The following is a 22,866-nucleotide window of genomic DNA, read 5'->3' as shown; positions in this document are numbered from 1 at the left end:
CGCGCCGCGTAACAGTCCGGCGGATGAGTACTCCGCCCCATCTGTTGCTTCTGGCCGGGTCTGGCGAGGGGCGCGCGGTTGCCGCGTCGCTGGCGCAGGGGTCATTGCGCGTCACGGCCTCACTGGCCGATGCCGCGCACTGGTCTGGCCCATTGCCGGTCGTCACCCGTCATGGGGGCTTTGGCGGAGAGGTAGGGTTCCGGGCGTTTTTGCGCCAGGAGGGCGTGACGGCGGTACTGGACGCGACCCATCCCTTTGCCGCGCAGATCTCGGCGCGCAGCTGGGCAATCTGCCATGAGATGGGCGTGCCATATCTGCAGATCGACCGGCCGGCCTGGGTGGCTGAACCGGGGGACCATTGGACCGAAGTGCCCGATGAGGCGGCTGCGGCGGCGCGGATACGCACCGGCGCACGGGTGTTTGCCACCATCGGGCGTCCGCTGATCGGGCCGTTCACGGCGTTGCAGGGCATCCATGTCTTTGTTCGGCGGCTTACGGCGACCCCGGCGCCACCGGACTTTAAGAATGTCACCTATGTTCCTGGATCTGGGCCATTTTCGGTCTCGGACGAGCTCCGCACATTCCGCGAGCTGGGGATCAGCGTCCTGGTGTGCAAAAACTCCGGCGGGCAGCCCAGCCGCACCAAGCTCGCTGCCGCGCGGCGCTTGGGTTTGCCGGTGATCCTGTTGCAGCGGCCCCCCGCGACCGGAGCGCCCTGCGTGGATCATGTGGCAGATGCCTTGGCCTGGGTTCAGCGGACATGTCGATAGGGCGCATTATCCAAGGGCCCGATTGCGTCGCCGAAGGAGCCGCATGGCTGGCCGCGCGCGACGACCGGATGGCCGCCGCCCTGGTGCAGACCGGCCCGTTGCCGTTGCGCCTCAAACCGGACGGGTTCGCGCAACTGCTCAGCGCAATCGTCAGCCAGCAGGTCAGCGTGGCGTCTGCGACAGCGATCTGGGGCCGGATGAAGGACGCCGGGTTGATCGGGCCGCGCAAAATCATGTGGGCCAGCGACGAGGATCTGCGCGCGGTTGGTCTGAGCAGGCAGAAAATCCGCTACGCCCGCGCGCTTTGTTCTGCGCGCATCAACTACCGGGCGTTGCGCGAGATGCCTACGCCGGACGTGATCGCGACCCTGACCGAGGTGCCCGGCATCGGTGTCTGGACGGCCGAAATCTATGCAATGTTCAGCCTTGGCCGTGCCGATGTGTTCGCCCCGGGCGATCTGGCCTTGCAGGAAGCCGCGCGTCTCCTGTTTGATCTGCCTGAGCGTCCGCGCGACCGCGACCTGCGCGCCATGGCCGAGGACTGGAGGCCATGGAGGTCGGTTGCCGCCCGGCTTTTGTGGGCCTATTACCGCGTGGCAAAGGACAGGGAAGGGATCAGATGACACGGGTACTCAGGGCAGAGCGCAAGGGGCCGATTTCGGGCTCGACGCGGTCGATTGTTGTGTTTCTGCATGGCTATGGCGCGAATGGCGCGGATTTGCTGGGGTTGGCCGATCCCTTGGGGGAGCATCTGCCCGACACGCTCTTCGTGGCCCCAGACGCGCCGGAGACGATCCCCGACATGCCGAGCGGCTATCAGTGGTTCCCGATCCCCTGGATCGACGGCTCCTCCGAAGAGGCGGCCGAGCGCGGCATGCGCGCGGCCATCGACGATCTGAACGCGTTTCTCGACGCGCTGATGGTGGATGAGGATGTGCTGCCCGAACAGGTGGTGCTTTTCGGGTTTTCGCAAGGCACGATGATGAGCCTGCATGTGGCGCCGCGGCGCGAAGACCCGGTGGCCGGCATCGTCGCTTTTTCGGGGCGCTTGCTGGAGCCGGATCTGCTGGCCGATGAGGTGGTGTCGCGCATGCCGGTGCTGTTGGTGCACGGCGATGCCGACGATCTGGTGCCGCCGCAATCCCTGCCCGAAGCCGCCGAAGCGCTGCAACAGGCGGGTTTTGAGGAGGTCTATGCCCATATCATGAAGGGCACCGGCCACGGCATCGCGCCGGACGGGTTGAGCGTGGCGCTGGCCTTTATGCGCGACAAGCTGAGCCTCTGAAGGAAAATCAGCGTCTGATGGTGTGCAGCGGCGCCTCCTGCCAGAGGCCCGGCCTGATCCCGGCCAGCGTCCAGGGGCCAATCTGCCAGCGGATCAACCGCAATGTTGGGTGGCCCACCGCAGCCGTCATCCGGCGCACCTGCCGGTTGCGACCTTCGGTTATTGTCAATTCGATCCAGGTGTCGGGGATGGATTTGCGCATCCGAATGGGCGGTGAGCGTGGCCAAAGCCAATCCGGTTCGGCAACGATCCGTGCCCGGGCAGGGCGGGTGCGCCCGTCCTTGAGCGTGACGCCCTTGCACAATTGGTCGATGGCGGTGGCATCCGGCATCCCTTCGACCTGCGCGAAATAGGTTTTGGGCAGTTTGTGCCGGGGGTCTGAAATCCGCGCCTGCAACGTTCCATCATCGGTCAAAAGCAACAGCCCCTCGCTGTCGCGGTCCAGACGACCCGCCGGATAGACCCCGGGCACATCGACGAAATCCGACAGCGTCCGGCGTGCGGAGCCGTCGCTGCCGCGGTCGGTGAACTGCGATAGCACGTTATGGGGTTTGTTCAGCGCGATCAGCCGGGTCATGCCCCATTTGGTGCCGCAAATGCCGCGCTGCCGCAAGCCTTGGCAAAGGCGTCATGCATCTGACACGGAATCATTTTATCCCCAGCCTGAACCATATACATAATGGGGCTTGCCGCATCGCGGCTACGATATATAGTCACTCATAAGCTGGGGCGGGGTACCCCGCCTTGGTGCCAAAATTGACCGGCAGACAAGGCGAGGATGGACTCGACGATGGACGGCGACTTCAGGACGGAATTTGTACGCGAACCTGGCGCGTTGAAGCAGCATCCCGCGCTGGTGCTGAATGCCGATTATCGCCCGTTATCCTATTATCCGCTGTCGCTATGGAGTTGGCAGGACGCGATCAAGGCGGCCTGGCTCGACCGGGTCGATATCGTCGCCGAGTATGAGGAGGTTGTCAGAAGTCCAAGCACCCGGATCAAGATACCCTCGGTGGTGGTTCTGAAAGACTATGTCAAACCTCAAAAGCGCGTGGCCTTCACGCGCTTTAATTTATTTCTGAGGGACGAATTCCGTTGTCAGTATTGCGGTGCCAAGGGCGAGCTGACCTTTGACCATGTGGTGCCGCGTGCCTCCGGTGGGGTGACAAGCTGGCAGAACGTGGTCGCGGCCTGTGCGCCGTGCAATCTGCGCAAGGGCTCCAAGTCGCTGCGCCGGTCGGGTCTGGCGCTGCGCAAACCACCGCGCCAGCCCGGTGCCGAAGAGCTGCGCAATATGGGGCGCAAGTTCCCGCCCAACTATCTCCACGGCAGTTGGATGGATTTCCTTTACTGGGATGCCGAGCTTGACGCCTGACCGGGCGCGTGGTTGACCCCGCCTGAACGACAAAGGGCAGGGGCATGATCCGCAGACTGTATGACTGGACCATCGCGATGGCGGATCATCCGCGTGCGCTGTGGGTGCTGGCGGGCATCGCGTTCATCGAAAGCTCGGTCTTTCCGATCCCGCCCGATGTGCTGATGATCCCGATGATCCTGGCGCGCCCCTCGCGGGCCTGGCTGATCGCGTTTGTGGCGCTTGTCGCGTCGGTTCTGGGCGGCATGATGGGCTATGCCATCGGGGCCTTTGCCTATGAGGGGCTCGGCCAGCCGATTCTCGCAGCGCTTGGCAAGGCCGACGCGATGGAGGCGTTCAACACCCGGTTCAACGATTTCGGGTTCTGGGCAGTGCTGACGGCGGGGATCACGCCCTTTCCCTATAAGGTCATCACGATCATGTCGGGCTGGACCGGTATGCCGCTGGCGACGTTCATCGCGACCTCGATCCTGGCGCGCGGCTTTCGGTTCTTTATCGTGGCATGGCTCTTGTGGACATTCGGTGCGCCGATCCGGGACTTCATTGAGCGGCGTCTGGGCCTTATGTTCACCCTGTTCGTCTTGCTCTTGATCGGCGGATTTTACGCGGTGAGGTTTCTGTGACCCGGACAGTGTGGATTGGTATGGCCGCTGGTGGGTCGGCGGCTCTGTTGCTGGCGGCGTTTGCATTTCAGCATTTGGGCGGAATGGCGCCCTGCGCGCTTTGTCTGTGGCAGCGCTGGCCGCATGGGGCGGCTGTTCTTTTGGGCGTTGCCGCGCTTCTGCTGGGCGGACGGCTCTGGCCCGCTTTGGGGGCGCTCGCCGCGCTTGGCACGGCGGGGATCGGGGCCTATCACACCGGCGTCGAACGCGGCTGGTGGGAGGGGCCCTCAAGCTGTACGAGCGGCGATATCGGGAGCCTGGATGCCGACGCGCTTTTCGATCAGATCATGGCCGCGCCCCTGGTGCGGTGCGACGAGGTCCCGTGGGAGATGCTGGGCCTGTCGATGGCAAGCTGGAACGCCCTTGCGGCGCTGGGTCTGGCGGGGCTGTGGATCATGGCGGCCCGGGCCAAGGACTAGAGGGGCGTGATCCACGCTTGACAAGATTCGTATACGGTCTGCTAACGGGACATCTCTATTGAGCTTGGTGCGCGGTGCTATGGCGCCTCGCCTTTCTGGAAAGGCAAACACCCGTCGGATTATGAACCAGGCCTCATAATCTGGATTAGTATTTCGCAATTGCGCCCGCAGGGCGGAGTTGTCAAGCAACACCAACCTGGTCGGCCCCTCGGTCAGACCGTTTCAGAGGAAAAACCATGACAAACGTCCTGTCCCGCATGCTGGCAAGCCACGATGTGATCCTGGCCGACGGGGCCACGGGCACCAACCTGTTCAATATGGGATTGATGTCGGGCGATGCGCCGGAATTGTGGAATATCGACGAACCGGCCAAGATCCGGGCGCTGTATTCTGGCGCTGTCGATGCCGGAAGCGATCTCTTTCTGACCAACACCTTCGGTGGCAATGCCTCGCGCCTGAAACTGCATGACGCGCAGGGCCGGGTGCGCGAGCTGAACCGCGTCGGCGCCGAGCTGGGGCGTGAGATTGCCGACAAGGCCGGACGGACTGTGGTGGTCGCGGGGTCTGTCGGGCCAACGGGCGATATCATGGAGCCGGTAGGTACGCTCAGTCATGCGCTCGCCGTTGAGATGTTTCACGAACAGGCCGACGGTCTCAAAGAGGGCGGCGCCGATGTCGCCTGGCTTGAAACGATTTCGGCCCCTGAAGAGTACCGCGCCGCCGCCGAAGCCTTTGGCCTGGCCGATATGGCATGGGTCGGCACGATGAGCTTTGACACCGCGGGCCGGACGATGATGGGGATGACCTCGGCCGACATGGCCACGATGGTCGAAGAGCTGCCCAATCCGCCGCTGGCCTTCGGGGCCAATTGCGGAACCGGATCGTCAGACCTGTTGCGCACGGTCCTGGGGTTCGCGGCACAAGGCACTGAACGGCCCATCGTGGCCAAGGGCAATGCCGGTATTCCCAAATATGTGGACGGGCATATCCATTATGATGGCACGCCGGAGCTGATGGCCGATTACGCCGTGATGGCGCGCGACAGCGGGGCACGGATCGTCGGCGGGTGCTGCGGCACCATGCCTGACCATCTGCGCAAGATGCGCGAAGCTCTGGACACCTGCCCGCGCGGGGACCGCCCCGCCTTGGAAGAGATCACCGCCAAGCTTGGCGCATTCTCTTCGGCCTCCGACGGGACCGGCGACGACAGCGATGGCCCGCAACGCGAACGCCGGGGCCGCCGCAGACGCGGCTGACCCAGGCAGAGAGGCCCGGGCGCGCGAGGCATCGCCTCGCCCGGATCAAGGATGTGCGCCGCAGGCGCTCAATCGGATCACGCGCGCGCGCGCTGAAGCATCCCGTAAAGGTCGCGCGGCTCGTCCGGGTCGGCCAGAAGATCCAGCTCGTGATAAAGGCCCGTACCCGTCAGTTGATCGCGGACATAGCGCAGGGCGCTGAAATCCTCGATCGCAAAGCCGACACTGTCAAAGAGCGTGATCTGATCGGCGGAACGGCGACCGGGCGCGGCGCCAGTCATCACCTGCCACAGCTCGGTCACCGGGTGATCGGGGTCAAGCTGCTGAATATCGCCTTCGATGCGTGTCTGCGGCGGGTATTCCACGAATATCTCCGACCGGTGCAGGATATCGGCGGCAAGCTCGGTCTTGCCCGGACAGTCGCCGCCGATGGCGTTGATATGCACACCTGGGCCGATCATGTTGCCGGTCAGGATCGTGGCGCAGGCCTTGTCGGCGGTACAGGTGGTGATGATCTGTGCGCCTTCCATCGCCTCTTCTGCGCTGGTGCACCGCACCACGTCCAGGCCGGACTCGGCCAGATTGCGCGCGCATTTCTCGGTCGCGCCCGCGTCGATATCCCACAGCCGCACCGTGCGGATCCCGCAGATCGCCTGCATCGCAAGGCTCTGGAATTCCGACTGCGCCCCATTGCCGATCATCGCCATGGTCTGCGCCCCCTTTGGCGCCAGATACCGTGCCACCAGACCCGAGGTGGCCGCCGTCCGCATCGCGGTCAGCATGGTCATCTCGCTCAGAAGAACCGGATAGCCGGTGCCCACATCCGCCAGCAGGCCAAAGGCCGTGACCGTTTGCAGCCCGTCGCGGGTGTTTTTCGGATGACCGTTGACATATTTGAAGCCATACACCTCTCCGTCCGAGGTTGGCATCAGCTCGATCACCCCTTCGGCGGAATGGGACGCGATGCGCGGGGTCTTGTCAAACAGCTCCCAGCGCTTGAAATCCGCCTCGATATAGCTGGCCAGACCCTGCAGCATCTTGCCCACACCGATGCGGTGGATCAATTGCATCATGTGATCGACAGACACGAAAGGCACCAGCGCCTTGTCGGACGGGTTTGTCATCGATGCCTCCATCACGCATAGGCCCGGGTCGGGCGATCGAAGACGCGGCGCCCCAGCGCCGAGGCGCAGAGATCGACCATCACCTGCGCTGTGCGTCCGCGTTCATCCAGAAACGGGTTCAGCTCCACCAGGTCCATCGAGGTCACAAGCCCGCTATCGTGCAACATCTCCATCACCAGATGCCCCTCGCGCATGGTGGCCCCGCCCGGAACGGTGGTGCCCACGGCGGGCGCGATGCCCGGATCCAGGAAATCCACATCGAGGCTTACATGCAGGCATCCGTTCGCCGCGCGGACCCGATCCAGAAAGGCGGTCAGCGGGCGCCCGATCCCGGTCTCGTCAATCTCGCGCATGTCGTGGCGGTGTATGGCTGTCGCCTCCAGCAGCTTGCGTTCGGCCGCATCGACCGAGCGGAGGCCGATCATGCAGACGTTTTCCTGCGCGATCGGCGCAACCCGGTCGGGAAACCCCGCAAATCCGGGCTGGCCGGTGACATAGGCGACCGGCGTGCCATGCAGGTTGCCGCTCTCGGTTGTTTCTGGGGTGTGGAAATCGGAATGCGCATCGAGCCACAGCACGAATTGCGGGCGCCCGATCTCGGCCGCATGGCGCGCGACCCCGGCGACCGAGCCGATTGACAGGCTGTGATCGCCGCCCAGAAAGACCGGGATGCCCCGTGCCGCAGCCTCATGGCCCGCGCGCACAAGGCGGTGGGTCCAGCCGATGGTCTCGTTCAGCGCGAAAAGACGTTCACCTGCGGTATCGGGCCCGTGGGTCGCGGGCGTCAGATTGCCCATGTCCTCGACCCGGTGGCCAAGATCGCGCAGCGCCCGGGGCAGGCCCGCGGTGCGATAGGCGTCTGGCCCCATCAGGCAGCCGGGGCGGCGTTTGCCACTGTCCACCGGCGCGCCAATCAGGATAATGTCGGCCATCGAAGCCTCCTTTGGGTTCCATTCTGACGAGACTATCCAGTCAAAACGAGTTATCCTAAAGGCTACATTTCGCACGAAATGCGCTATGATAGAGCAAAATGAGAGGCCGGAATGGACAAGACGGATGAACGCCTGATTTCTGCCCTGCGGCATGACGCGCGCGCGTCCCTGTCGGAGCTGGCACAGCGTCTGGGCCTGTCGCGTGCCACCGTGCGCACCCGGATCGACCGGCTAAAGCAACGCGGCGATGTGCTGGGCTTTACGGTCGTTCTGCGCGAGGACACGCTGCGCGATCCGGTGCGCGGGCTGATGATGATCGGGATCGAAGGGCGCGGCACCGACCGGATTGTCCGCCAGTTGCAGGGCCTGAGCGAGGTGCGCGCGATCCATTCGACCAACGGGCGCTGGGATCTGATTGTCGAGCTGGGGACCGAGACGCTGGAAGCGCTGGATCAGGCCCTGTCCCGTATCCGCAAATTCGATGGGGTTGCCACCAGCGAAACCTCGTTGCTGCTCTCAACGCGTAAATCGGGCTAGAGGCAAATCACCTGTCGGGGGCAATCAACCCCAGACCCCGCAGATAGATACCGATCCCGCTCTCCAGCAGATCCTCGGGGGGGAAAGGCGATTGCGCGCCGGGAGAGTTGCGGGCAAAGAGCTCGACCACCCCGTGGCTGAGCGCCCAGATATGGGCCGAGAACATCGAGGCCGGCGGGCGCTTGTCGGGCGGTATGTGTTCGGACAGTTCGGCGGCGGCTTTTTCCAGCACGCCGCGCGCCCGGGTGGCCACGGCGGCCAGATCGGGATTTCGGTTGACCGAGATGCCGCTTTCAAACATCGCGATGTAATGGCCGGGATACTTGCGGGCAAAGGCCAGATAGGCCCGGCCCGTCGCCTCGAACGCGGCCAGAGCCGAGGGCTGACCGCTCTCATAGGCGAAATTCATCAGATCGCCAAAGATCTCATAGCCCTGGCGCGCGGCCTCGGCGATCAGATCCTCACGCCCCTCAAAATGGCGATACACCGCAGCCGGGGTGACACCCGCCTGCTTGGCCGCCTCCGACAGGGTAAAGCCGGTGGGCCCTTTTGCGGTGATCAGCTCAAGGGCCGCATCGATCAGGGCCTGGCGCAGATTGCCGTGATGATACCCGCGTTTAGGCATGCCAGATGTCGGGGCCTCCGCAGATGCTTGGATCGGGGGAGCCGACGTTCTTGGGGTTCTTGCGGGTGTAATCAATGGTCCGCAGCACCGCACGGATCGCCTGAAGGCGGGCGCGGCGCTTGTCGTCTGAGCGGATGACCGTCCAGGGCGCATCCTTGGTATGGGTGCGGGTCAGGGTTTCGGAAATGGCGGCGGTGTAGTCATCCCATCTCTTGAGCCCTTCGACGTCGATCCAGCTGAGTTTCCACTGTTTCAACGGGTCGGCTTCGCGTTTGAGAAAGCGGCGCAACTGTTCAGCGCGCCCGACATTGAGCCAGAATTTGAAGACATGAATGCCTTCGTCCACCAACATCTCTTCAAACGGGTTCACCTGGGTAAAAAAATGCGTGCGCTGGTCATCGGTGCAAAATCCAAACACCTTCTCCACGACCCCGCGATTGTACCAGGATCTGTCATAGAGCACCATTTGTCCGGCCGAGGGCAGATGATCGACATAGCGCTGGAAATACCACTGCGTCGCCTCCGTATCGGACGGTTTCGAGAGCGCAACCGTGCGCGCGCCGCGCGGATTAAGATTTTCCCGGAACCGTTTGATTGTGCCGCCTTTTCCAGCCGCGTCGCGGCCCTCGAATATCATGGCGATCCGCGCGCCGCTGTCGCGGGCCCAGGCCTGAAGCTTGACCAGCTCGACCTGGAGGGTATGCAGCTCGGCCTCATAGACCTTGCGCGCCAGCCGTTCGGAATGGGGATAGGAGGGATCCAGGATATCTCCCTTCTCGGCGCGGCGAATGGCGTTTCGGACCTCGGCCGGTGCGGCGTCGTTGAAATAGGCGCTGATCGCGCCGTCAAAAGGAAGCTCCATCTGCCCGGGCCTTATTGGTTCTCTTGCCGTCAATATGGGATGTTAATCGGATTAACGCAAACCCGCACGTGCCGCGGCCCGGTCAATCGCGGCCACCACCGCGTCTTGCGCCACGTGCTGCGGCATATGGCCAATCCCGTCCAATCGGGTCAGCGTGGCGCCGGGGATGCGGATCACCAGTTTTTCGGAATGGATAGAGAGGCCGACCGTGGTGTCCGCATCGCCATGCACCAGTTCGGTCGGGACGTCCACGCGCGGATAGAGCGGCTCAAGCGCTGTGATCTCATCCAGGATATTGGCGCGCTGATCTGCATTCGCGCGCAGGGTGTGCCGTCTGAGAGTCAGTCCGGCACCGACGTAAGAGCCATATCCCTCCGGCACGGATTGCGGCGCAAAGATACTCTCCAGCGTCCGGTCAATGCGGCTGTCGGGGACAAAGGCGGTGATCATCGGCACCACCAGCCGCTTGCCCCACCAGCTTGATGTGACACGATAAAACGGGTCGAGCGGCGTGGACCAGGGGATCGACGGGGCCGAGACCGGGACCAGCGCCGACAGCCGATCGGGGAAATGCACGGCCCAGGCCAGCGCCACCGCCCCGCCATAGCTTTGCCCCATCACGATGGGTTTTTCGGCCCCCAGCCGGGTTGCGGCGCGTGACAGAAGATCGGCCTGCTGGGTCAGGGTGGCCCCGGTGGTATTGATCCGGTCGGTATAGCCCAGCCCAGGCCGATCCAGCACGATCACGCGGTAGCGGTCGGCCAGACGCGGGGCCAGCGAAAACGTCAGATCGCGGACATTTCCGCTCGCCCCGTGCAGCAGCACCAGATCGGGCACACTGCCGTCATCGGGGCCCATTACCACCGCATGCACCTGCACCCCGTCCACATCCAGAAGCTGGCCCAGAGGCGGGTAGGCGGCCTCTGCCCGGGTCTCGTGCCGGGCTGCCCGGAACGAGACGATGGCCGAGAAGACGGCCAGAAGGACAACACTCGTGGTAAGGATTTTACGCGCCAATCTTAGTCATGTCATAAGGTGTGGATTGATACAATTCGTTGATCCAGTTGCCATATAGAAGATGCGCATGGCTGCGCCAGCGGTTTTGCGGCGTCTGATCGGGATCGTTATCGGGAAAATAGTTCACCGGCAGCTGGATCTCGGCCCCATCCACCTGGGCGGAGGCCAGATCGCGCAGGTATTCCTCGCGCAATGTGCCGCTGTCATATTCGAAATGGTTCAGGATGTAGAGCGCCCTGTGATCCGGATCCTCGATCAGGCACGGCCCCGCGATGTCGGAACCCAGAAGAATCGGCAGGCCCGCGGCCTCGACCTCCGGCGCGCGCATCTCGGTCCAGCGCGAGACCGGCACCACGCAGTCATCCGAGAACCCCCGCAGGTAAGGCGAGGCGGGGGCGAGGTTGGTGTGGCGGTAACAGCCAAAGAGTTTCTGGCTGAGTATATGCTTCGGCACATCGTGGAAATGGTGCAGCATCGCCATGCCGCCCCAGCACACGCCAAAGGTCGATTGCACGTTGGTTTGGGTCCAGTCCATCACTTGCGTCAGCTCATCCCAATAGGTGACCTCCTCAAAGGGCAGATGTTCGATCGGCGCGCCGGTGATCACCAGCCCGTCGAATTTCTGGTCCTTGACCTCCTGAAAGGGGCGATAGAATTCCGCCATATGCTCGGCGGCGGTGTTACGGGTCTGGTGTTCGGACATGCGGATCAGGCTCAGCTCGATCTGCAAGGGGCCCGCGCCGATCAGCCGGGCGAACTGGTTCTCGGTCTGGATCTTCTTGGGCATCAGGTTCAAAAGCCCGATGCGCAGCGGGCGGATATCCTGATGCTGGGCCAGATCCTCGGACATGACTTGCACCCCCTCACGGGTGAGCACGTCAAAGGCAGGCAGGTCAGAGGGCAGTTTGATCGGCATCTGTCTTGGTCCCGTATCGGCGAAAGGTTGAGATACGGTGTTTAGCGGCGCGCCTCAAGGGCATCGGCGATCACGTCCACGAAAGCGGCCTCATCCCGGCACGCCTCCAGCGCTTCGGCCCGGATCCGCACCCCCCAGTCCGACATCGCCCGATAACGCGGCTGGCGGTGTGCCAGCGCGCGGGCATAGGTCCAGCGGATGAAGGCGTCAGGATCAACGTCGTCTTCCACGCACTTCTTTTCATTCAGGTATTCCTGCCAGCAGGCGGCCAGGAACTCAGGCTGATAGGCCATCGGCTTGGGCGCCTTGTCGAACCGGCGGATCAGCTCCTGGGTATGGGCCTGCGACCCTTCGATCCAGATCAGCAGCGTGTGCTTGGCCAGCTCGGTCAGGATCGGATCGTTCGGATCCTCCGCATCCACCCATTCGCAGATCGACCCGCCGGTGTCGCAGATGAAATGCGGATAGCCATAAAGCATCCCGGCGCGGCGGATGAAATGCCCGGTATCCAGAAGCGCCTGGATCTCGGCGCGTTTGAACTGTTCTTGCCGGCGGCGGTATTCCTCCATCGGCAGACCGCCCTTTGCGGCATTCCCGGGCTTGCCCAGATAGGTCGAGACCGGCGTGAGATTGTCGAAGGTCAGGTTCGATCCGATATAGATCGAATCCGACAGCAGAAGATCGCGCAGGAAGGGGATCTTCATCGCCTCGGCCTTGGCGTTGTCGGTGATGTATTCGCCCATGTACCGGGTGCCGATGCGGTAATCGATGGAATAGTGAAACCAGCTGCCCGCATCGCGCAGCATGTTCGACAGATACGTCTTGCCCAAGCCCGACATCCCGAAGAACAGGACGCGCTTATGCGCGGCGGTGCGCCAGTCAGCGGCAGTGGCATAGATCATCCGGTCCGGCTCCCGAAGGGTTGGTGTCGCGCCGGTCTAATGGGCCTTTTTGCGCCGGTCAATCAGCGCGTTCAGCGCGCGCCCATCGAGGATCACGAGCCCCAGCGCCAGAATACCGAACCCCAGAAAGGCGGACGGGTGCAGGGCTTCGCCCAGAAACGCGGCCCCCAGCAGGATCGCTACCGGCGGGATCAGCAGCGTCACCAGCATCAGATTGCCGCTGCCCGCCATCGCCAGCACGCGGTAATAGAGCAGATAGGCCCCCGCCGTTCCAAGGATCGCGTAATATCCGATGGCGGCCCATGTCACCGGTTCGAGATCGAAGGACACAGGCCCGTCCACGATCAGCGCGACAGGCCCCATGATCAGGGTCGAGCCGGTGAGCATCCCCGCCGCGGCAACCTGCGGGGCCAGGCCCGACAGCCGCAACCGTGCCCAGCTGGACGCAAACGCATAGGAGATCGTGCCCGCCAGGATCGCCAGTTGCGCCATCGAGCGCAGATCGAACGTGCGAAAGCTCTCCAGCCCGATCGCCGTGGCCACACCGAAAAAGCCCAGGATCACGCCGATGGCGCGGCGCGGCGTGATGCGCTCATCGGCAAAGATCAACGCGGCCACGACAACCCCGAAAATCGCCGTGGCCGCATTCAGGATCGAGGTCAGCCCGGTCTCGACATGCAACTGCGCCCAGGCCATCAGCGCAAAGGGGATGACGTTGTTCAAAAGCCCCATGACCACGAACGCCCCCCAGATCCGGGGATCGCGCGGCACCGGCAGGCGGGCTATCAGCACCACGGCCCAAAGCACCAGCATCGCCCATCCGGTGCGGTGCAGGACCGAAGTGACGAACGGCACCTCGTTCAGCGCAATGCGGATCGAAAAGAAAGACGCGCCCCAGATAATACCCAGAAGGATCATCTCGGCCCAGGCCCGCGACGAGAGGGATTGTTGTTGGATCATAAGGCGAGACTGGCGGGTTCGATGTCCTCAGGCGATCCGTTTCTTGCGCGTTTCGGTCCAGATATTGAGATAGATCGCGGCAAAGATCACCACCGCGCCGACCATCACCCAGATATCCAGCGCTTCGTCATAAAGCAGCACCCCAACCACGGCGATGGCGGGCAGACGGGCAAAATCAAAGGGCACCACAACGGTTGCAGGCGCAATCGACAGCGCATTGGTGATGCAGTAATGCGCCAAGAGCCCCGCCAGCCCGATCATGACCAGCCAAGGCGCGGTGTGCGCGGTGGGCAAGGCAATATCGCCGTCATAGCCTGAGGCGACAAATCCCATGACCGCTTGCATCATCGTGAGCCAGAAAAGAATGCAGGCCACGGTCTCGGTCCGGGTCAGCTTGCGGGTGAACATGATCGTGGTTGCAAAGAAAATCGCCGAGCTGGCGGCAGTGATCACCCCGATACTGATGGTTTCGGGCGAGGGGCGCGCAACGATCAGGATCCCGACAAAGCCGATCAGGGCGGCCAGAGCGCGCAGCGCTGTCAGCCGTTCGCCCAGAACCAGCGGCGACAGGACAATCACCCAGAGCGGCGTGGTGAACTCCAATGCAAAAACCTGCGCCAGCGGGATCAGGGTGACGGCATAGAACCACAAGTTCTGGCCGGTAAAATGGGCGGCATTGCGGACCAGGTGGGTGCCCATCGAGCGCCGCGTGATCTCTTCCCAGCGCCGGGTCAGAGTGACCACGACCAACACGACGATCAGGCCCACAAAACTGCGATACATCATGATCTCGAACGTGTCGTGTTGATCGCTGACCGCGCGCCCCGCGACCGCCATCGACGAAAAGGCGACAATGGCGCCGGTCATCCACAGCCCTGCCTTGAGGATCTGCGGCGCAGGTGCGGCGACGCTCACGCGCGTGTGACCTGAAAATCGCGCGGAATATGGCCGGTCTTGGCCCACCAGTCGCTGGCGCGGGTGCGGGCCTGATGCGCCTCGAACGCGGCCTGATCGGTGAACTCTTCCGAGACGGCAAAGACGCCCGACGCGGTCTCGGTCACGTCGAAATGCAGACAGCCCGGCTCGGCCCGGCTCAGCCGGATATGCTCGGGCAGGGCGGCGCGCACGGTCACGGCGTCCTGGGGGCCGCAAGTCAGGGTGCCGGTGAGGGAGACCGTCATCTCCCTCCCCCGGCGTGCAAGTTCTGCAGCGCGCGGTTGCACCTGGCGGGCCCGATCATTCCCATTCGATTATCAACTGGTCTTCTAAGAATTGGATATTAATAGACAAATATATTTTTCCATTCGCATTTACCGTCAAAGAGCCCGTCAAACGGGGCAGCTTTTGAAATCATTGGATTTTTCGTCTTGTTCTCGTGCACCCTACGTTCGGGAACTATCGGTAAGCAACACGATTCATCGAGTTGCGAGACTGGAGCGCAGGATGAACTGAAGTTGCCAAAAAATAATTGGCCGAAGGGCAAGCTCGGCAACGGAAAAAGATACGCGAACTGCAATGAGACTGTCATTCAGCCAGATTGATCGTCACCATCCGATGCCGATGCCGATGCCGATGCCGATGCCGATGCCGATGCCGATGCTTCGAACTGCAATGCCATGCTGCTGCACAATCCGATGCCTGTTGACTTGTCGATGACGTGAATACGCAAGATGTCGTTTGCTCTATTAGCCCTTTCCAGGCGGTGAGCTACCACTTGTTCCTTGTCGTCGCAGCTTCGCGAAGCCTCGATCCGTTGCCATGAAGCGTTCAAGCATCGGAGCGATCAGTTTTGCCGGATCCTTGATGGTTTGGCTGGTTTGTCGTTCCAGCACCTTTGCATAGGCGACGAGATCACGATGGACGGGCGCTGGCAGTTCCACGGTCAGTCTGACCGGTTTGTCGTCCGGCAACGCGTCCAGTTTCAATTTGGTCATCAGTGTCCTCCCTGTGGTTCAAGGATCAGATCACGGGTCACAATCACGCGCACCAGAAATCCCGGCCGAATTGTTAAGGTTGGCGGAATATCAATCTGACGACGCACGATCTCGCGGCCTGCATCACCGATGGTGTCTTGTGCGCCGTCGCGGATGGCAGTGGCGATGGGATCGTCATCATCAGTCCCCAGTTCGGCACCGATGTTGAGCACTGTAGAAAGAAGCGCCGCCCTCAATACACCGCCCCAATGGTGATCGACACCGTCCTCGAGACCTGCATAGCCTGTGATATCCGCTCCAGGTTGCCGTTCCAGAACAATGGAATGGCCATCGGGCAGGATGATCCGGGTCCAGACGAGCAGGATGCGGCGTTGGCCGAAACCGACGCCATTGTCATATTCGCCGATGAGGCGGGACCCTTGCGGCAGCAGGAGATAGCGCCCCGAAGGGCTGTCATAGACGTTCTGGGTCACTTGAGCCACGATCAGGCCCGGCAAGTCAGAGCGAATGCCAGTGACGAGGGCGGCGGGAATGATGGACCCGGCCTGAAGGACGTAAGGCGAGGCGGGCGGCGTGACACGATCCGGGGCAACGATGCGACGGTCGACAGGGGCATTGAGGAAGGCGAGTTGGCGGCCTTGATCTGTCTGTGCTCTGCCGTCGGGTTGCGGGGCCGGGAAGCTGCTCGCAGGTGCGGTACTGGGTGCAGCGAAACCCGATGGAGCGGTCGGTGATTGTATTGCAAAGAACACTTCACTTGTGCGGGCGGCTTCCTCTTCCGCGACCCGACGCTGCTCGGCTGGGTCAGGACCTGGCATGGGCGAAGCAGGGACGGGTTGACCCGCGTCCTGTGTGCGCAGGATCGGGCGTCCGAGGTCTCCGGGCAGGGCGGGTCCGAGTTGCGGAATGCCGCTGTAATCGGAAGGCAGGCGGCGCAGCTCGTCGGCTGCGGGGCGGTTTTCCGTGGTGAAGAGTTCGCCAGGGCGATCGCGGGCCGGGCGGTCCTGCAAGGCGAAGATCAACGCACCGCCGATACCGACCGCTGTGATGACCGCGAGACCGCCGAGGACCTTGCGGGAGAGGCGCACGACGCGGGGTGGATCGGGCCGCAGCCGGAAGGGATCAGTGGAGTTGGTAGGCGGCGCTGCGCTGGGATTTGGTGACGACGTGGTCATGGGCGCGGCCTCCCATCGGTGCGCACGATCCTGACCACCTGTTGATCGTCACTCCCAAGGCGCAATTCAGCGGCAGCAAAGAGCCGATCCACGATCAGGACGTTGCGGAAGACGCGGGTGTTTACCAATTCCGCGCTCCCATCGGCCCCGAGCACGAAGAGGGGCGGCATCTCGCCCTGCACGATCCCGCGCGGGAAGACGACATAGACGCGGCGACCGTCGTCGAACACGCTGTCCGGCCGCCAAGGTGGCGTGTTCTCTTCAACTTGCAGCCCATAGCGATAGTTACGATGGCTGGCCGGAGGGATCGTGGGTTGCTGGATCGCCGGTGGCCGCGGTTGGGCGCGCCCCGGCGGGTATGACCACGCGACGGAGGCCATGTAGGAGGTCTCGTTGGCGCGCAGTTCCAGCAGATACGTCCGCCGGTCCGTGTTGATGACAAGATTAGTGGAGATGTCGGGCCGGGTCGGTTTGACAAGGATATGCACGCGGACCGTGCGTCCGTTGCCGCTTTCGGTGTCACCGATGATCCAGCGCGTCGTGTCGCCAGCAGCAATCGGCCCCGCGCCAGTCAATTGCTCGCCGGGTTCGAGCGCGATGTTGGTGATCTGACCTGGAGCGGCATAGATCTGGTAGAGCGCGCCTTCGCTGTAGGGGAAGACCTGGATCGCATTGTAGTAGCCCTCGCGGCGGGGCTCTACCCGGGCGGCCGCATTGGCATTGATGACGCGGGCCGCTGCGGTGGCCGCATCCGCGTCGCCGCCGCGCGACGGGGTCCAGGGCGGCGGTGTGTGGATCGCTCGCAGCGGTTCTTCGACCACGGGGGGCGGCGGCGCGGGCAAGGACGGAACATCGCTGTCATAGTCGATTTCGGGCGGGGTGTAGGTTGCGCAGGCGCTCAGCAAAAGAGCGGTCAGTGTGATGGGGATAGTGCTGTGTATTCGTCTCATTGCTGAAGCTCCCGTGACCAGTTGATGGCGTGAACGTAGATGCCGAGGGGGTTCTGCCGGAGTCGTTCGGCGCTGCGCGGTGGCTGGACCGAAATGGTCAGGATCGCTGTCCAGCGCTCGGTCGCGGCGAGGCTGCCGTCCTGATAGCGCCGCTCTGTCCAGGCGATGCGGAAACTGTCGGGTGAGGCGCGAATGACGCTGGAGACATCGACTGAGATCTGGACCTCGCCGACCTGCGCGAAGGGATCGTTGGACCGGGCATAGTCATTGAGAGCCATAGCGCCGCGATCGGTGGTGAACTCATAAGCGCGCAGCCAATTCTGACGCACAACGATGGGGTCAGCTGGGATCGCGCGGACCCGTTCGATGAATTGCGCAAGGTGATAGGCGATCTGCGGATCGGTTACCTCGTAGTCGGCACTGGCTGGGGTGATGCTGCGGGCCTCGCCCAGCTGATCGACCTCCACGACCCAGGGCACGACCGTGCCTTGCGTGGATTGCCAGACGAGGCCGAAGGCCAGTCCTGCTGACAAAAACAGTGACCCGAAGGCCATCAGCCGCCAGTTCTTGGCTTGCACGCGGGCGGAGCCGATGCGGTCGTCCCAGACCTGTGCCGCCTTCTGATAGGGGGTCTCGGGTTCCGGGGTCTTGCCGTAGGTGAGCGAGGGGCGTTTGAACATCAGGGATCCCTTTCCGAAAGGCTGACAGAGGTGCCACCGCCGGGGCTGTCGCCTGAGCGCAGGGCATGGGTGGCGGCGGTCGCACCATGGTGAAGCGTTTGCGCGCGACCCATGCGTGCGGCCCAAGCGGGCGGGTTGGAGGAAGGTGTCGGAGCATCAGGACTACCGCCGCCGGTGATTGCCCCGCCGCTGGTCGCAACAGCCGCTCGTGCGCCACCCTGCGCGCTGTCGCTCAAGGCTGACGCGGCGCGGCGTAAGGGACTGGTGGCGACACCGGCACCGGCTCGCGCGATACCACCGATCCCAGAGGCGACCCCGGCGGCTCCGGTTCGTCCGGCGGATCCGAGGCTGTACGCTGCGGAAGCCCCACCGACCGTTGCGGCCCCGCCGCGGGCACCGGCGAGCACACCGCGCCCTGCGGCGCTTGCTGCCATACCCGTTCCGGCCATCCCGACGGCGGTGACACCTCCGGCGACGAGCCCGGTACCAACGGCTGCGCCCATGCTGAGCTGAGGCCCGCCGGAGATCAGCCCGTTGGCGATGCCGGGGCCAAAGATGCCGAGGCCAAGAAGCGAAAGGGCGGCCAGCACGATGGCCATGGCCTCTTCGATATTGGGCTGATCTCCCCCAAACCCGGACGTGAACTCACCGAAAAGGCTCGACCCGATGCCGATGATCACGGCGAGCACCAGCACCTTGACGCCGGAGGAGACCACATTGCCGAGCACACGTTCGGCGAGAAACGCAGTTTTGCCGAAAAGGCCGAAGGGGATCAGCACGAAACCAGCAAGTGTCGTCAGCTTGAACTCTATCAGGGTGATGAAGAGCTGGACCGAGAGGATGAAGAAGGCGAGCAGCACCATGGCCCATGCGAACAGCAGCACAATGATTTGAATGAAATTCTCGAAGAAGCTGACATAGCCCATCAGATCAGAGATCGAGGCCAGGATCGGACGTCCAGCATCGAGGCCAACCTGGGCCACGCGCCCGGGGCGCATCAGATCGGTGGCACTGAACCCGGTGCCACTGGCCTGCAGACCGAGCCCGGCGAAGCTCTCAAAAACGATGCGGGCCAGCGCGTTCCAGTTCGAGATGATGTAGGCGAAGGCACCCACAAAGAGGGTCTTCTTGATGAGCCGCGCGAGAATATCATCATCCGCGCCCCAGGCCCAGAAGAGGGCGGCCAGCGTGACATCGATGACGATCAGTGTCGTGGCGAGGAAGGCAACCTCGCCGCCCAGCAGACCGAACCCGCTGTCGATGTAGCTGGTGAAGACCTCAAGGAAGCGGTCGATGACGCCGGTGCCACCCATTGGTTCACTCCTCCGGGTGTGAGGATGGTGATGGGGTCAGGAAACGGCGGCGGGTCTCGGTCCAGGTGGCGGCGCAGTCTTGATCGTCCAAAGCGGCATCCCCAAGCGACTGACATCGGCGCAGTTCTGCCGTCAGAGGATCAGATCTGTCCGTGACGTTGGGCGCAGATCGGACGTCGCCCCCGTCTTCACGTGAGATCTCCAGCAATGCGCCGAGGACCGCCATGAAGGCGAGAACGCCAATGCCAAGCCTGAGGAAGAACGCGCCCATAATCGCTTACCTCAGTTCTGGAACATCTGTGCATTGCCCGGCTGATAGCCGGTGCCGGGTTCCAGAAAGCCTGCCAGCGTTTCGCGCGCGTTGGCTCCGCTCTCAGGATCGCGTCCTTCATAGAGGAAACGCTCGGCGCGGGCCGCTTCTTCAGCGGGCGGCAGATACAGCAACGTCAGGAAATACCGCGACTCGAAATGCGTGCCTTCCTCTTCGAACTGTGCTTTGCGCTCTGCCTCGACCAAGGCCGACGCCGCATCGGGGAACTGGCTGTCCGGATAGGAGAGGGCCGGGACGCGCTGCGCCTCGACGAAGACTGCCCAGCCAGAGCCGAGCCGCCGCAACGCGTTGTTGATCCGGCCCGCGATGGCGACCAGTTCCGCAGGAACTGCACTGTCGAGATCGGGACCACGGAACCGCGCTGTGCGCTGTAAGGAGCCGTCCTTGTTCAGGACAACGCCCACGCCGACAAGCGCCGCCCAAGGCAGGAAATCGGCCAGATGGGAGCATTTGGGACGGTATTCGGCGAGGTTCATCATGGCTTACACCCCGAGATGGCCGGGAATACGCAGATGGCGGCGCACTACATCGACGAAAAGCGGATCGCGTTTGGCTGCCCAGACAGCCGCCAGATGGCCAGTAATCCAGATCAGCAGACCGACCAGCCAGAGTTGCAGCCCAAGCCCGATGGCGGCGGCAAGCGTGCCGTTGAGGATCGCGATGGACCGCGGCGCACCGGCAAGCAGGATCGGTTCGGTCAGAGCCCGGTGGACGGGGATGACAAAGCCGGGGATGGCGTCAGGATCGAGCATCAGATCACTGCCCCGCCGCCAAAGGAGAAGAATGACAGGAAGAAGCTCGACGCGGCGAAGGCGATGGAGATGCCGAAGACGATCTGGATCAGCCGCCGCGCACCACCGGAGCTGTCGCCGAAGGCGAGGGTCAGGCCGGTAATGATGATGATCATTACCGCGATGATCTTGGCGACCGGACCTTCGATGGACTCGAGGATCGCCTGCAGCGGCGCCTCCCAGGGCATCGAGGAGCCTGCCGCCCGCGCGGGGGAGGCCAATGTCAGCGAGACCAAGGCGGAAATGCAAAGGGCGTCGAATGCCCGGCGAATGGTTTTTCCATGAACGAACATCAAGGGGATCCTTTGCTGGTGTCGGTTGCTGGGGACAGACGATAGTCACCGGTGGATTCGAGGCCTTCGACGTGCGCCAGTTCAGAGAGGCGGCGTGCGGGGCCGCGCCCCGACAGGACGGCGACAAGGTCAATCGTTTCGGCGATAAGCGCACGCGGGACAGTGACCACGGCTTCCTGAATGAGCTGCTCCAGCCTAACCTGCTGGGTGAAGCAGCCGGTACATCCCATTACTGTGGAAAAAAAACGTGTTGCTGGCGCAGAAAATGGCAGTGGAATAAGCGCGCGAGTGCCTTTCCTTTCAGGCTTTGCGCGTTTGCTGCGGTGCAAGAAATATCTTGGCCAGTTTGCGGAGGTTCTGGGTGGTGGCGGCGAGGAGGAATTCGTCGTTTGCGCCGCATGGACCGCGTAATCGGAGACGTCCCAGCCCGAGAATGCGTTTGAGGTGGGCGAAGAGCATCTCGACCTTCTTCCGGAGCTTCATCGAGATGTTGTACTGGCGGGTTTTGGCGATGTCGCGGGCAACCTGACGGGCGTCTTCGTGTTTCTCGCGGGTGATCTTGCGGGCATCGGCATTCGGGCAGCATTTGGCTTTGGATGGACAGGCCTGGCAGACCTCCTTCAAGGCGCGATAGCGCGCTGTGCCTTGGCCAGTCGGCCCTCTGTTCGGATCGGAATAGTTGCGGCGGAATTGCTTCAGGGCGTGACCTTCGGGGCAGATGTATTGATCGTTCTCCGCATCCCATTCGAAGTCGGCGCGGGTCCAGGTGCCATCGTTGCGACCGGACTTGTCAAAGACCGGAATGTGCGGCGCGATCTTGCGGTCGACCAGCCAGCCTAGCAATGGCCCGGTGCCATAGGCTGTGTCTGCGATCAGGCGCTCGGGATGCAGATCGAACCTGGCCTTCGCGCGCCTCAGCATGGTCTTGGTCGATCCAACTTCGGCTTGGCGGATTGATCGGGTGGCTTCCACGTCGACAATGACGCCGTGGTCTGTGTCGATCAGATAGTTGTCGGAATAGCTAAAGAACGCAGGCCCTTTGCGCGCAGCAGTCCACTGGCTTGCCGGATCAGAATGCGAGGTAAACTTCGGCTGAACCTCGCTGGCTGCGCCAAACGCAGCCTCGTCTAACGTGTCGAGATACTCGCGCACAGCACGGGGCGCTTCGGCCGGATCGATGCCCGCAGCATCCCATTCTTCCTTCGGAGTGGAGTTCTGTTTGTTGGCATCAGCTTCGATCAGGCTGGCGTCAATGGCCATGCGCTGGCCGCTGACCAAGCCTTCTTCGATGCACCGCTCCACCGTCGTCTCGAACAGATGGCGCAGCACTTCGCTCTCCCGAAACCGTCCGTGCCGGTTCTTCGAGAAGGTGGAATGATCGGGCACCCGGTCGTTCAGATCAAGACGACAGAACCAGCGGTAGGCAAGGTTCAGATGCACCTCTTCGCACAACCGCCGCTCGGACCTGATGCCAAAACAATACCCAACCAGCAGCATGCGGATCAGCAGTTCAGGATCGATGGAGGGACGACCAATGTGGCTATAGAAGTCCGCGAGATGCGCCCGAATGCCGCCGAGATCGACGAACCGATCGATGGAGCGCAGCAGGTGATCTTGCGGGACATGATCTTCCAGTGAGAACTCATAGAACAACGCCGCTTGTGCTTCCTGCCTCGGTCCCATCATCGCCAATCCCTCCCTATGGAATGAATTGAATCAGCAACTTAGCGCCCAATCGAGGAAGTCTTTTTCAACAG

At 62.9% G+C, this 22,866-nt stretch carries 28 protein-coding genes and 2 pseudogenes; 8 read left to right on the top strand and 22 right to left on the bottom strand.

What is annotated here, in order from left to right; genetic code table 11:
* Nucleotides 1-23: 23 nt before the first annotated feature.
* Genes cobK through HEP69_RS02325 form a run of 3 tightly spaced genes read left to right on the top strand, consistent with a single transcriptional unit; the run spans nt 24 to nt 2,055 of the window.
* Nucleotides 24-770, top strand: coding sequence for a precorrin-6A reductase (gene cobK, locus HEP69_RS02335; RefSeq protein ID WP_290556900.1), 747 nt, complete (start codon nt 24-26; stop codon nt 768-770).
* Nucleotides 761-1,393 (top strand): DNA-3-methyladenine glycosylase 2 family protein, encoded by a 633-nt coding sequence (locus tag HEP69_RS02330; RefSeq protein ID WP_290556899.1) that lies wholly within the window; start codon nt 761-763, stop codon nt 1,391-1,393. The genes cobK and HEP69_RS02330 overlap by 10 nt, the downstream gene beginning before the upstream one ends.
* Entirely contained in the window at nt 1,390-2,055 is a 666-nt protein-coding gene (locus HEP69_RS02325) for an alpha/beta fold hydrolase (RefSeq protein ID WP_290556898.1), read from the top strand. The genes HEP69_RS02330 and HEP69_RS02325 overlap by 4 nt, the downstream gene beginning before the upstream one ends.
* Before the next feature lie 7 nt (nt 2,056-2,062).
* Here HEP69_RS02325 and HEP69_RS02320 read toward each other — a convergent pair whose 3' ends face one another.
* The gene (locus HEP69_RS02320) at nt 2,063-2,632 is read right to left on the bottom strand and encodes a pseudouridine synthase (RefSeq protein WP_290556897.1); all 570 of its coding nucleotides are present in this window, start codon (nt 2,630-2,632) and stop codon (nt 2,063-2,065) included.
* A 213-nt stretch (nt 2,633-2,845) separates the two neighbouring features.
* Between HEP69_RS02320 and HEP69_RS02315 the strand changes: the two genes are divergently transcribed.
* The 4 genes from HEP69_RS02315 (at nt 2,846) to bmt (ending at nt 5,767) form a co-directional block, all read left to right on the top strand.
* Nucleotides 2,846-3,430: an HNH endonuclease gene (locus HEP69_RS02315; RefSeq protein ID WP_290556896.1), complete on the top strand. Its 585-nt coding sequence runs from the start codon at nt 2,846-2,848 to the stop codon at nt 3,428-3,430.
* Between the two features lie 44 nt (nt 3,431-3,474).
* Nucleotides 3,475-4,053, top strand: coding sequence for a YqaA family protein (locus HEP69_RS02310; protein ID WP_290556895.1), 579 nt, complete (start codon nt 3,475-3,477; stop codon nt 4,051-4,053).
* Nucleotides 4,050-4,511 (top strand): disulfide bond formation protein B, encoded by a 462-nt coding sequence (locus HEP69_RS02305; RefSeq protein ID WP_290556894.1) that lies wholly within the window; start codon nt 4,050-4,052, stop codon nt 4,509-4,511. Before HEP69_RS02310 ends, HEP69_RS02305 begins: the two co-directional genes overlap by 4 nt.
* A gap of 236 nt (nt 4,512-4,747) precedes the next feature.
* A complete protein-coding gene (gene bmt / locus HEP69_RS02300; RefSeq protein ID WP_290556893.1) occupies nt 4,748-5,767 on the top strand; it encodes a betaine--homocysteine S-methyltransferase in 1,020 nt (339 codons plus the stop codon).
* 77 nt (nt 5,768-5,844) lie between these two features.
* On the opposite strand, the gene HEP69_RS02295 is transcribed toward bmt, so the two are convergent.
* Nucleotides 5,845-6,891, bottom strand: a complete 1,047-nt coding sequence (locus HEP69_RS02295; RefSeq protein WP_290556892.1) for an ornithine cyclodeaminase — start codon at nt 6,889-6,891, stop codon at nt 5,845-5,847.
* Between the two features lie 11 nt (nt 6,892-6,902).
* Nucleotides 6,903-7,823 (bottom strand): arginase, encoded by a 921-nt coding sequence (gene rocF, locus HEP69_RS02290; RefSeq protein ID WP_290556891.1) that lies wholly within the window; start codon nt 7,821-7,823, stop codon nt 6,903-6,905.
* A 111-nt stretch (nt 7,824-7,934) separates the two neighbouring features.
* Between rocF and HEP69_RS02285 the strand changes: the two genes are divergently transcribed.
* On the top strand, nt 7,935-8,360 hold the full coding sequence (locus HEP69_RS02285; protein ID WP_290556890.1) for an Lrp/AsnC family transcriptional regulator: 426 nt from the start codon (nt 7,935-7,937) through the stop codon (nt 8,358-8,360).
* Between the two features lie 7 nt (nt 8,361-8,367).
* Here the strand turns inward: HEP69_RS02285 and HEP69_RS02280 are convergent, their stop codons facing one another.
* From HEP69_RS02280 to HEP69_RS02190, 19 genes and pseudogenes are all read right to left on the bottom strand, one after another.
* Nucleotides 8,368-8,985: a TetR/AcrR family transcriptional regulator gene (locus HEP69_RS02280; protein WP_290556889.1), complete on the bottom strand. Its 618-nt coding sequence runs from the start codon at nt 8,983-8,985 to the stop codon at nt 8,368-8,370.
* Entirely contained in the window at nt 8,978-9,847 is an 870-nt protein-coding gene (gene ppk2 / locus HEP69_RS02275) for a polyphosphate kinase 2 (protein ID WP_290556888.1), read from the bottom strand. The genes HEP69_RS02280 and ppk2 overlap by 8 nt, the downstream gene beginning before the upstream one ends.
* Before the next feature lie 51 nt (nt 9,848-9,898).
* Nucleotides 9,899-10,864: an alpha/beta hydrolase gene (locus HEP69_RS02270; RefSeq protein ID WP_290556887.1), complete on the bottom strand. Its 966-nt coding sequence runs from the start codon at nt 10,862-10,864 to the stop codon at nt 9,899-9,901.
* Nucleotides 10,854-11,780: a homoserine O-succinyltransferase gene (metA, locus tag HEP69_RS02265; protein ID WP_290556886.1), complete on the bottom strand. Its 927-nt coding sequence runs from the start codon at nt 11,778-11,780 to the stop codon at nt 10,854-10,856. The genes HEP69_RS02270 and metA overlap by 11 nt, the downstream gene beginning before the upstream one ends.
* A 41-nt stretch (nt 11,781-11,821) precedes the next feature.
* On the bottom strand, nt 11,822-12,682 hold the full coding sequence (locus tag HEP69_RS02260; protein WP_290556885.1) for an ATPase: 861 nt from the start codon (nt 12,680-12,682) through the stop codon (nt 11,822-11,824).
* A 36-nt stretch (nt 12,683-12,718) separates the two neighbouring features.
* Nucleotides 12,719-13,642, bottom strand: coding sequence for a DMT family transporter (locus tag HEP69_RS02255; protein ID WP_290556884.1), 924 nt, complete (start codon nt 13,640-13,642; stop codon nt 12,719-12,721).
* A 27-nt stretch (nt 13,643-13,669) separates the two neighbouring features.
* On the bottom strand, nt 13,670-14,509 hold the full coding sequence (locus HEP69_RS02250) for a DMT family transporter (protein ID WP_290556920.1): 840 nt from the start codon (nt 14,507-14,509) through the stop codon (nt 13,670-13,672).
* Nucleotides 14,510-14,553: 44 nt separating this feature from the next.
* Nucleotides 14,554-14,823, bottom strand: a complete 270-nt coding sequence (locus HEP69_RS02245; protein ID WP_290556883.1) for a putative quinol monooxygenase — start codon at nt 14,821-14,823, stop codon at nt 14,554-14,556.
* 504 nt (nt 14,824-15,327) lie between these two features.
* Nucleotides 15,328-15,576, bottom strand: a complete 249-nt coding sequence (locus HEP69_RS02240) for a DUF2274 domain-containing protein (protein ID WP_290556882.1) — start codon at nt 15,574-15,576, stop codon at nt 15,328-15,330.
* Nucleotides 15,576-16,751 (bottom strand): TrbI/VirB10 family protein, encoded by a 1,176-nt coding sequence (locus tag HEP69_RS02235; RefSeq protein WP_290556881.1) that lies wholly within the window; start codon nt 16,749-16,751, stop codon nt 15,576-15,578. The genes HEP69_RS02240 and HEP69_RS02235 overlap by 1 nt, the downstream gene beginning before the upstream one ends.
* On the bottom strand, nt 16,748-17,701 hold the full coding sequence (gene trbG, locus HEP69_RS02230; protein WP_290556880.1) for a P-type conjugative transfer protein TrbG: 954 nt from the start codon (nt 17,699-17,701) through the stop codon (nt 16,748-16,750). The genes HEP69_RS02235 and trbG overlap by 4 nt, the downstream gene beginning before the upstream one ends.
* Nucleotides 17,698-18,381: a conjugal transfer protein TrbF gene (trbF, locus tag HEP69_RS02225; protein WP_290556879.1), complete on the bottom strand. Its 684-nt coding sequence runs from the start codon at nt 18,379-18,381 to the stop codon at nt 17,698-17,700. Before trbF ends, trbG begins: the two co-directional genes overlap by 4 nt.
* Entirely contained in the window at nt 18,381-19,694 is a 1,314-nt protein-coding gene (trbL, locus tag HEP69_RS02220) for a P-type conjugative transfer protein TrbL (RefSeq protein ID WP_290556878.1), read from the bottom strand. The genes trbF and trbL overlap by 1 nt, the downstream gene beginning before the upstream one ends.
* Before the next feature lie 4 nt (nt 19,695-19,698).
* Entirely contained in the window at nt 19,699-19,965 is a 267-nt protein-coding gene (trbK-alt, locus tag HEP69_RS02215; protein ID WP_290556877.1) for a putative entry exclusion protein TrbK-alt, read from the bottom strand.
* 59 nt (nt 19,966-20,024) lie between these two features.
* A pseudogene (locus HEP69_RS02210) lies at nt 20,025-20,504 on the bottom strand (conjugal transfer protein TrbE); the annotation flags it as partial.
* A gap of 3 nt (nt 20,505-20,507) precedes the next feature.
* Nucleotides 20,508-20,777, bottom strand: a complete 270-nt coding sequence (locus HEP69_RS02205; protein ID WP_290556876.1) for a VirB3 family type IV secretion system protein — start codon at nt 20,775-20,777, stop codon at nt 20,508-20,510.
* A complete protein-coding gene (locus tag HEP69_RS02200) occupies nt 20,777-21,109 on the bottom strand; it encodes a TrbC/VirB2 family protein (RefSeq protein WP_290556875.1) in 333 nt (110 codons plus the stop codon). Before HEP69_RS02200 ends, HEP69_RS02205 begins: the two co-directional genes overlap by 1 nt.
* Nucleotides 21,109-21,306, bottom strand: a pseudogene (locus HEP69_RS02195) (P-type conjugative transfer ATPase TrbB); the annotation flags it as partial. The gene HEP69_RS02200 and the pseudogene HEP69_RS02195, both read right to left, overlap by 1 nt.
* 103 nt (nt 21,307-21,409) lie before the next feature.
* Nucleotides 21,410-22,795 (bottom strand): IS1182 family transposase, encoded by a 1,386-nt coding sequence (locus HEP69_RS02190; protein ID WP_290556919.1) that lies wholly within the window; start codon nt 22,793-22,795, stop codon nt 21,410-21,412.
* Between the last annotated feature and the right edge of the window lie 71 nt (nt 22,796-22,866).

It is taken from the genome of Aestuariivita sp., assembly GCF_021404545.1.
Classification (GTDB): Bacteria; Pseudomonadota; Alphaproteobacteria; order Rhodobacterales; family Rhodobacteraceae; genus Aestuariivita.
Note: the sequence above shows the minus strand (reverse complement) of the source record. Positions and strands in the feature narration are given on the sequence as shown.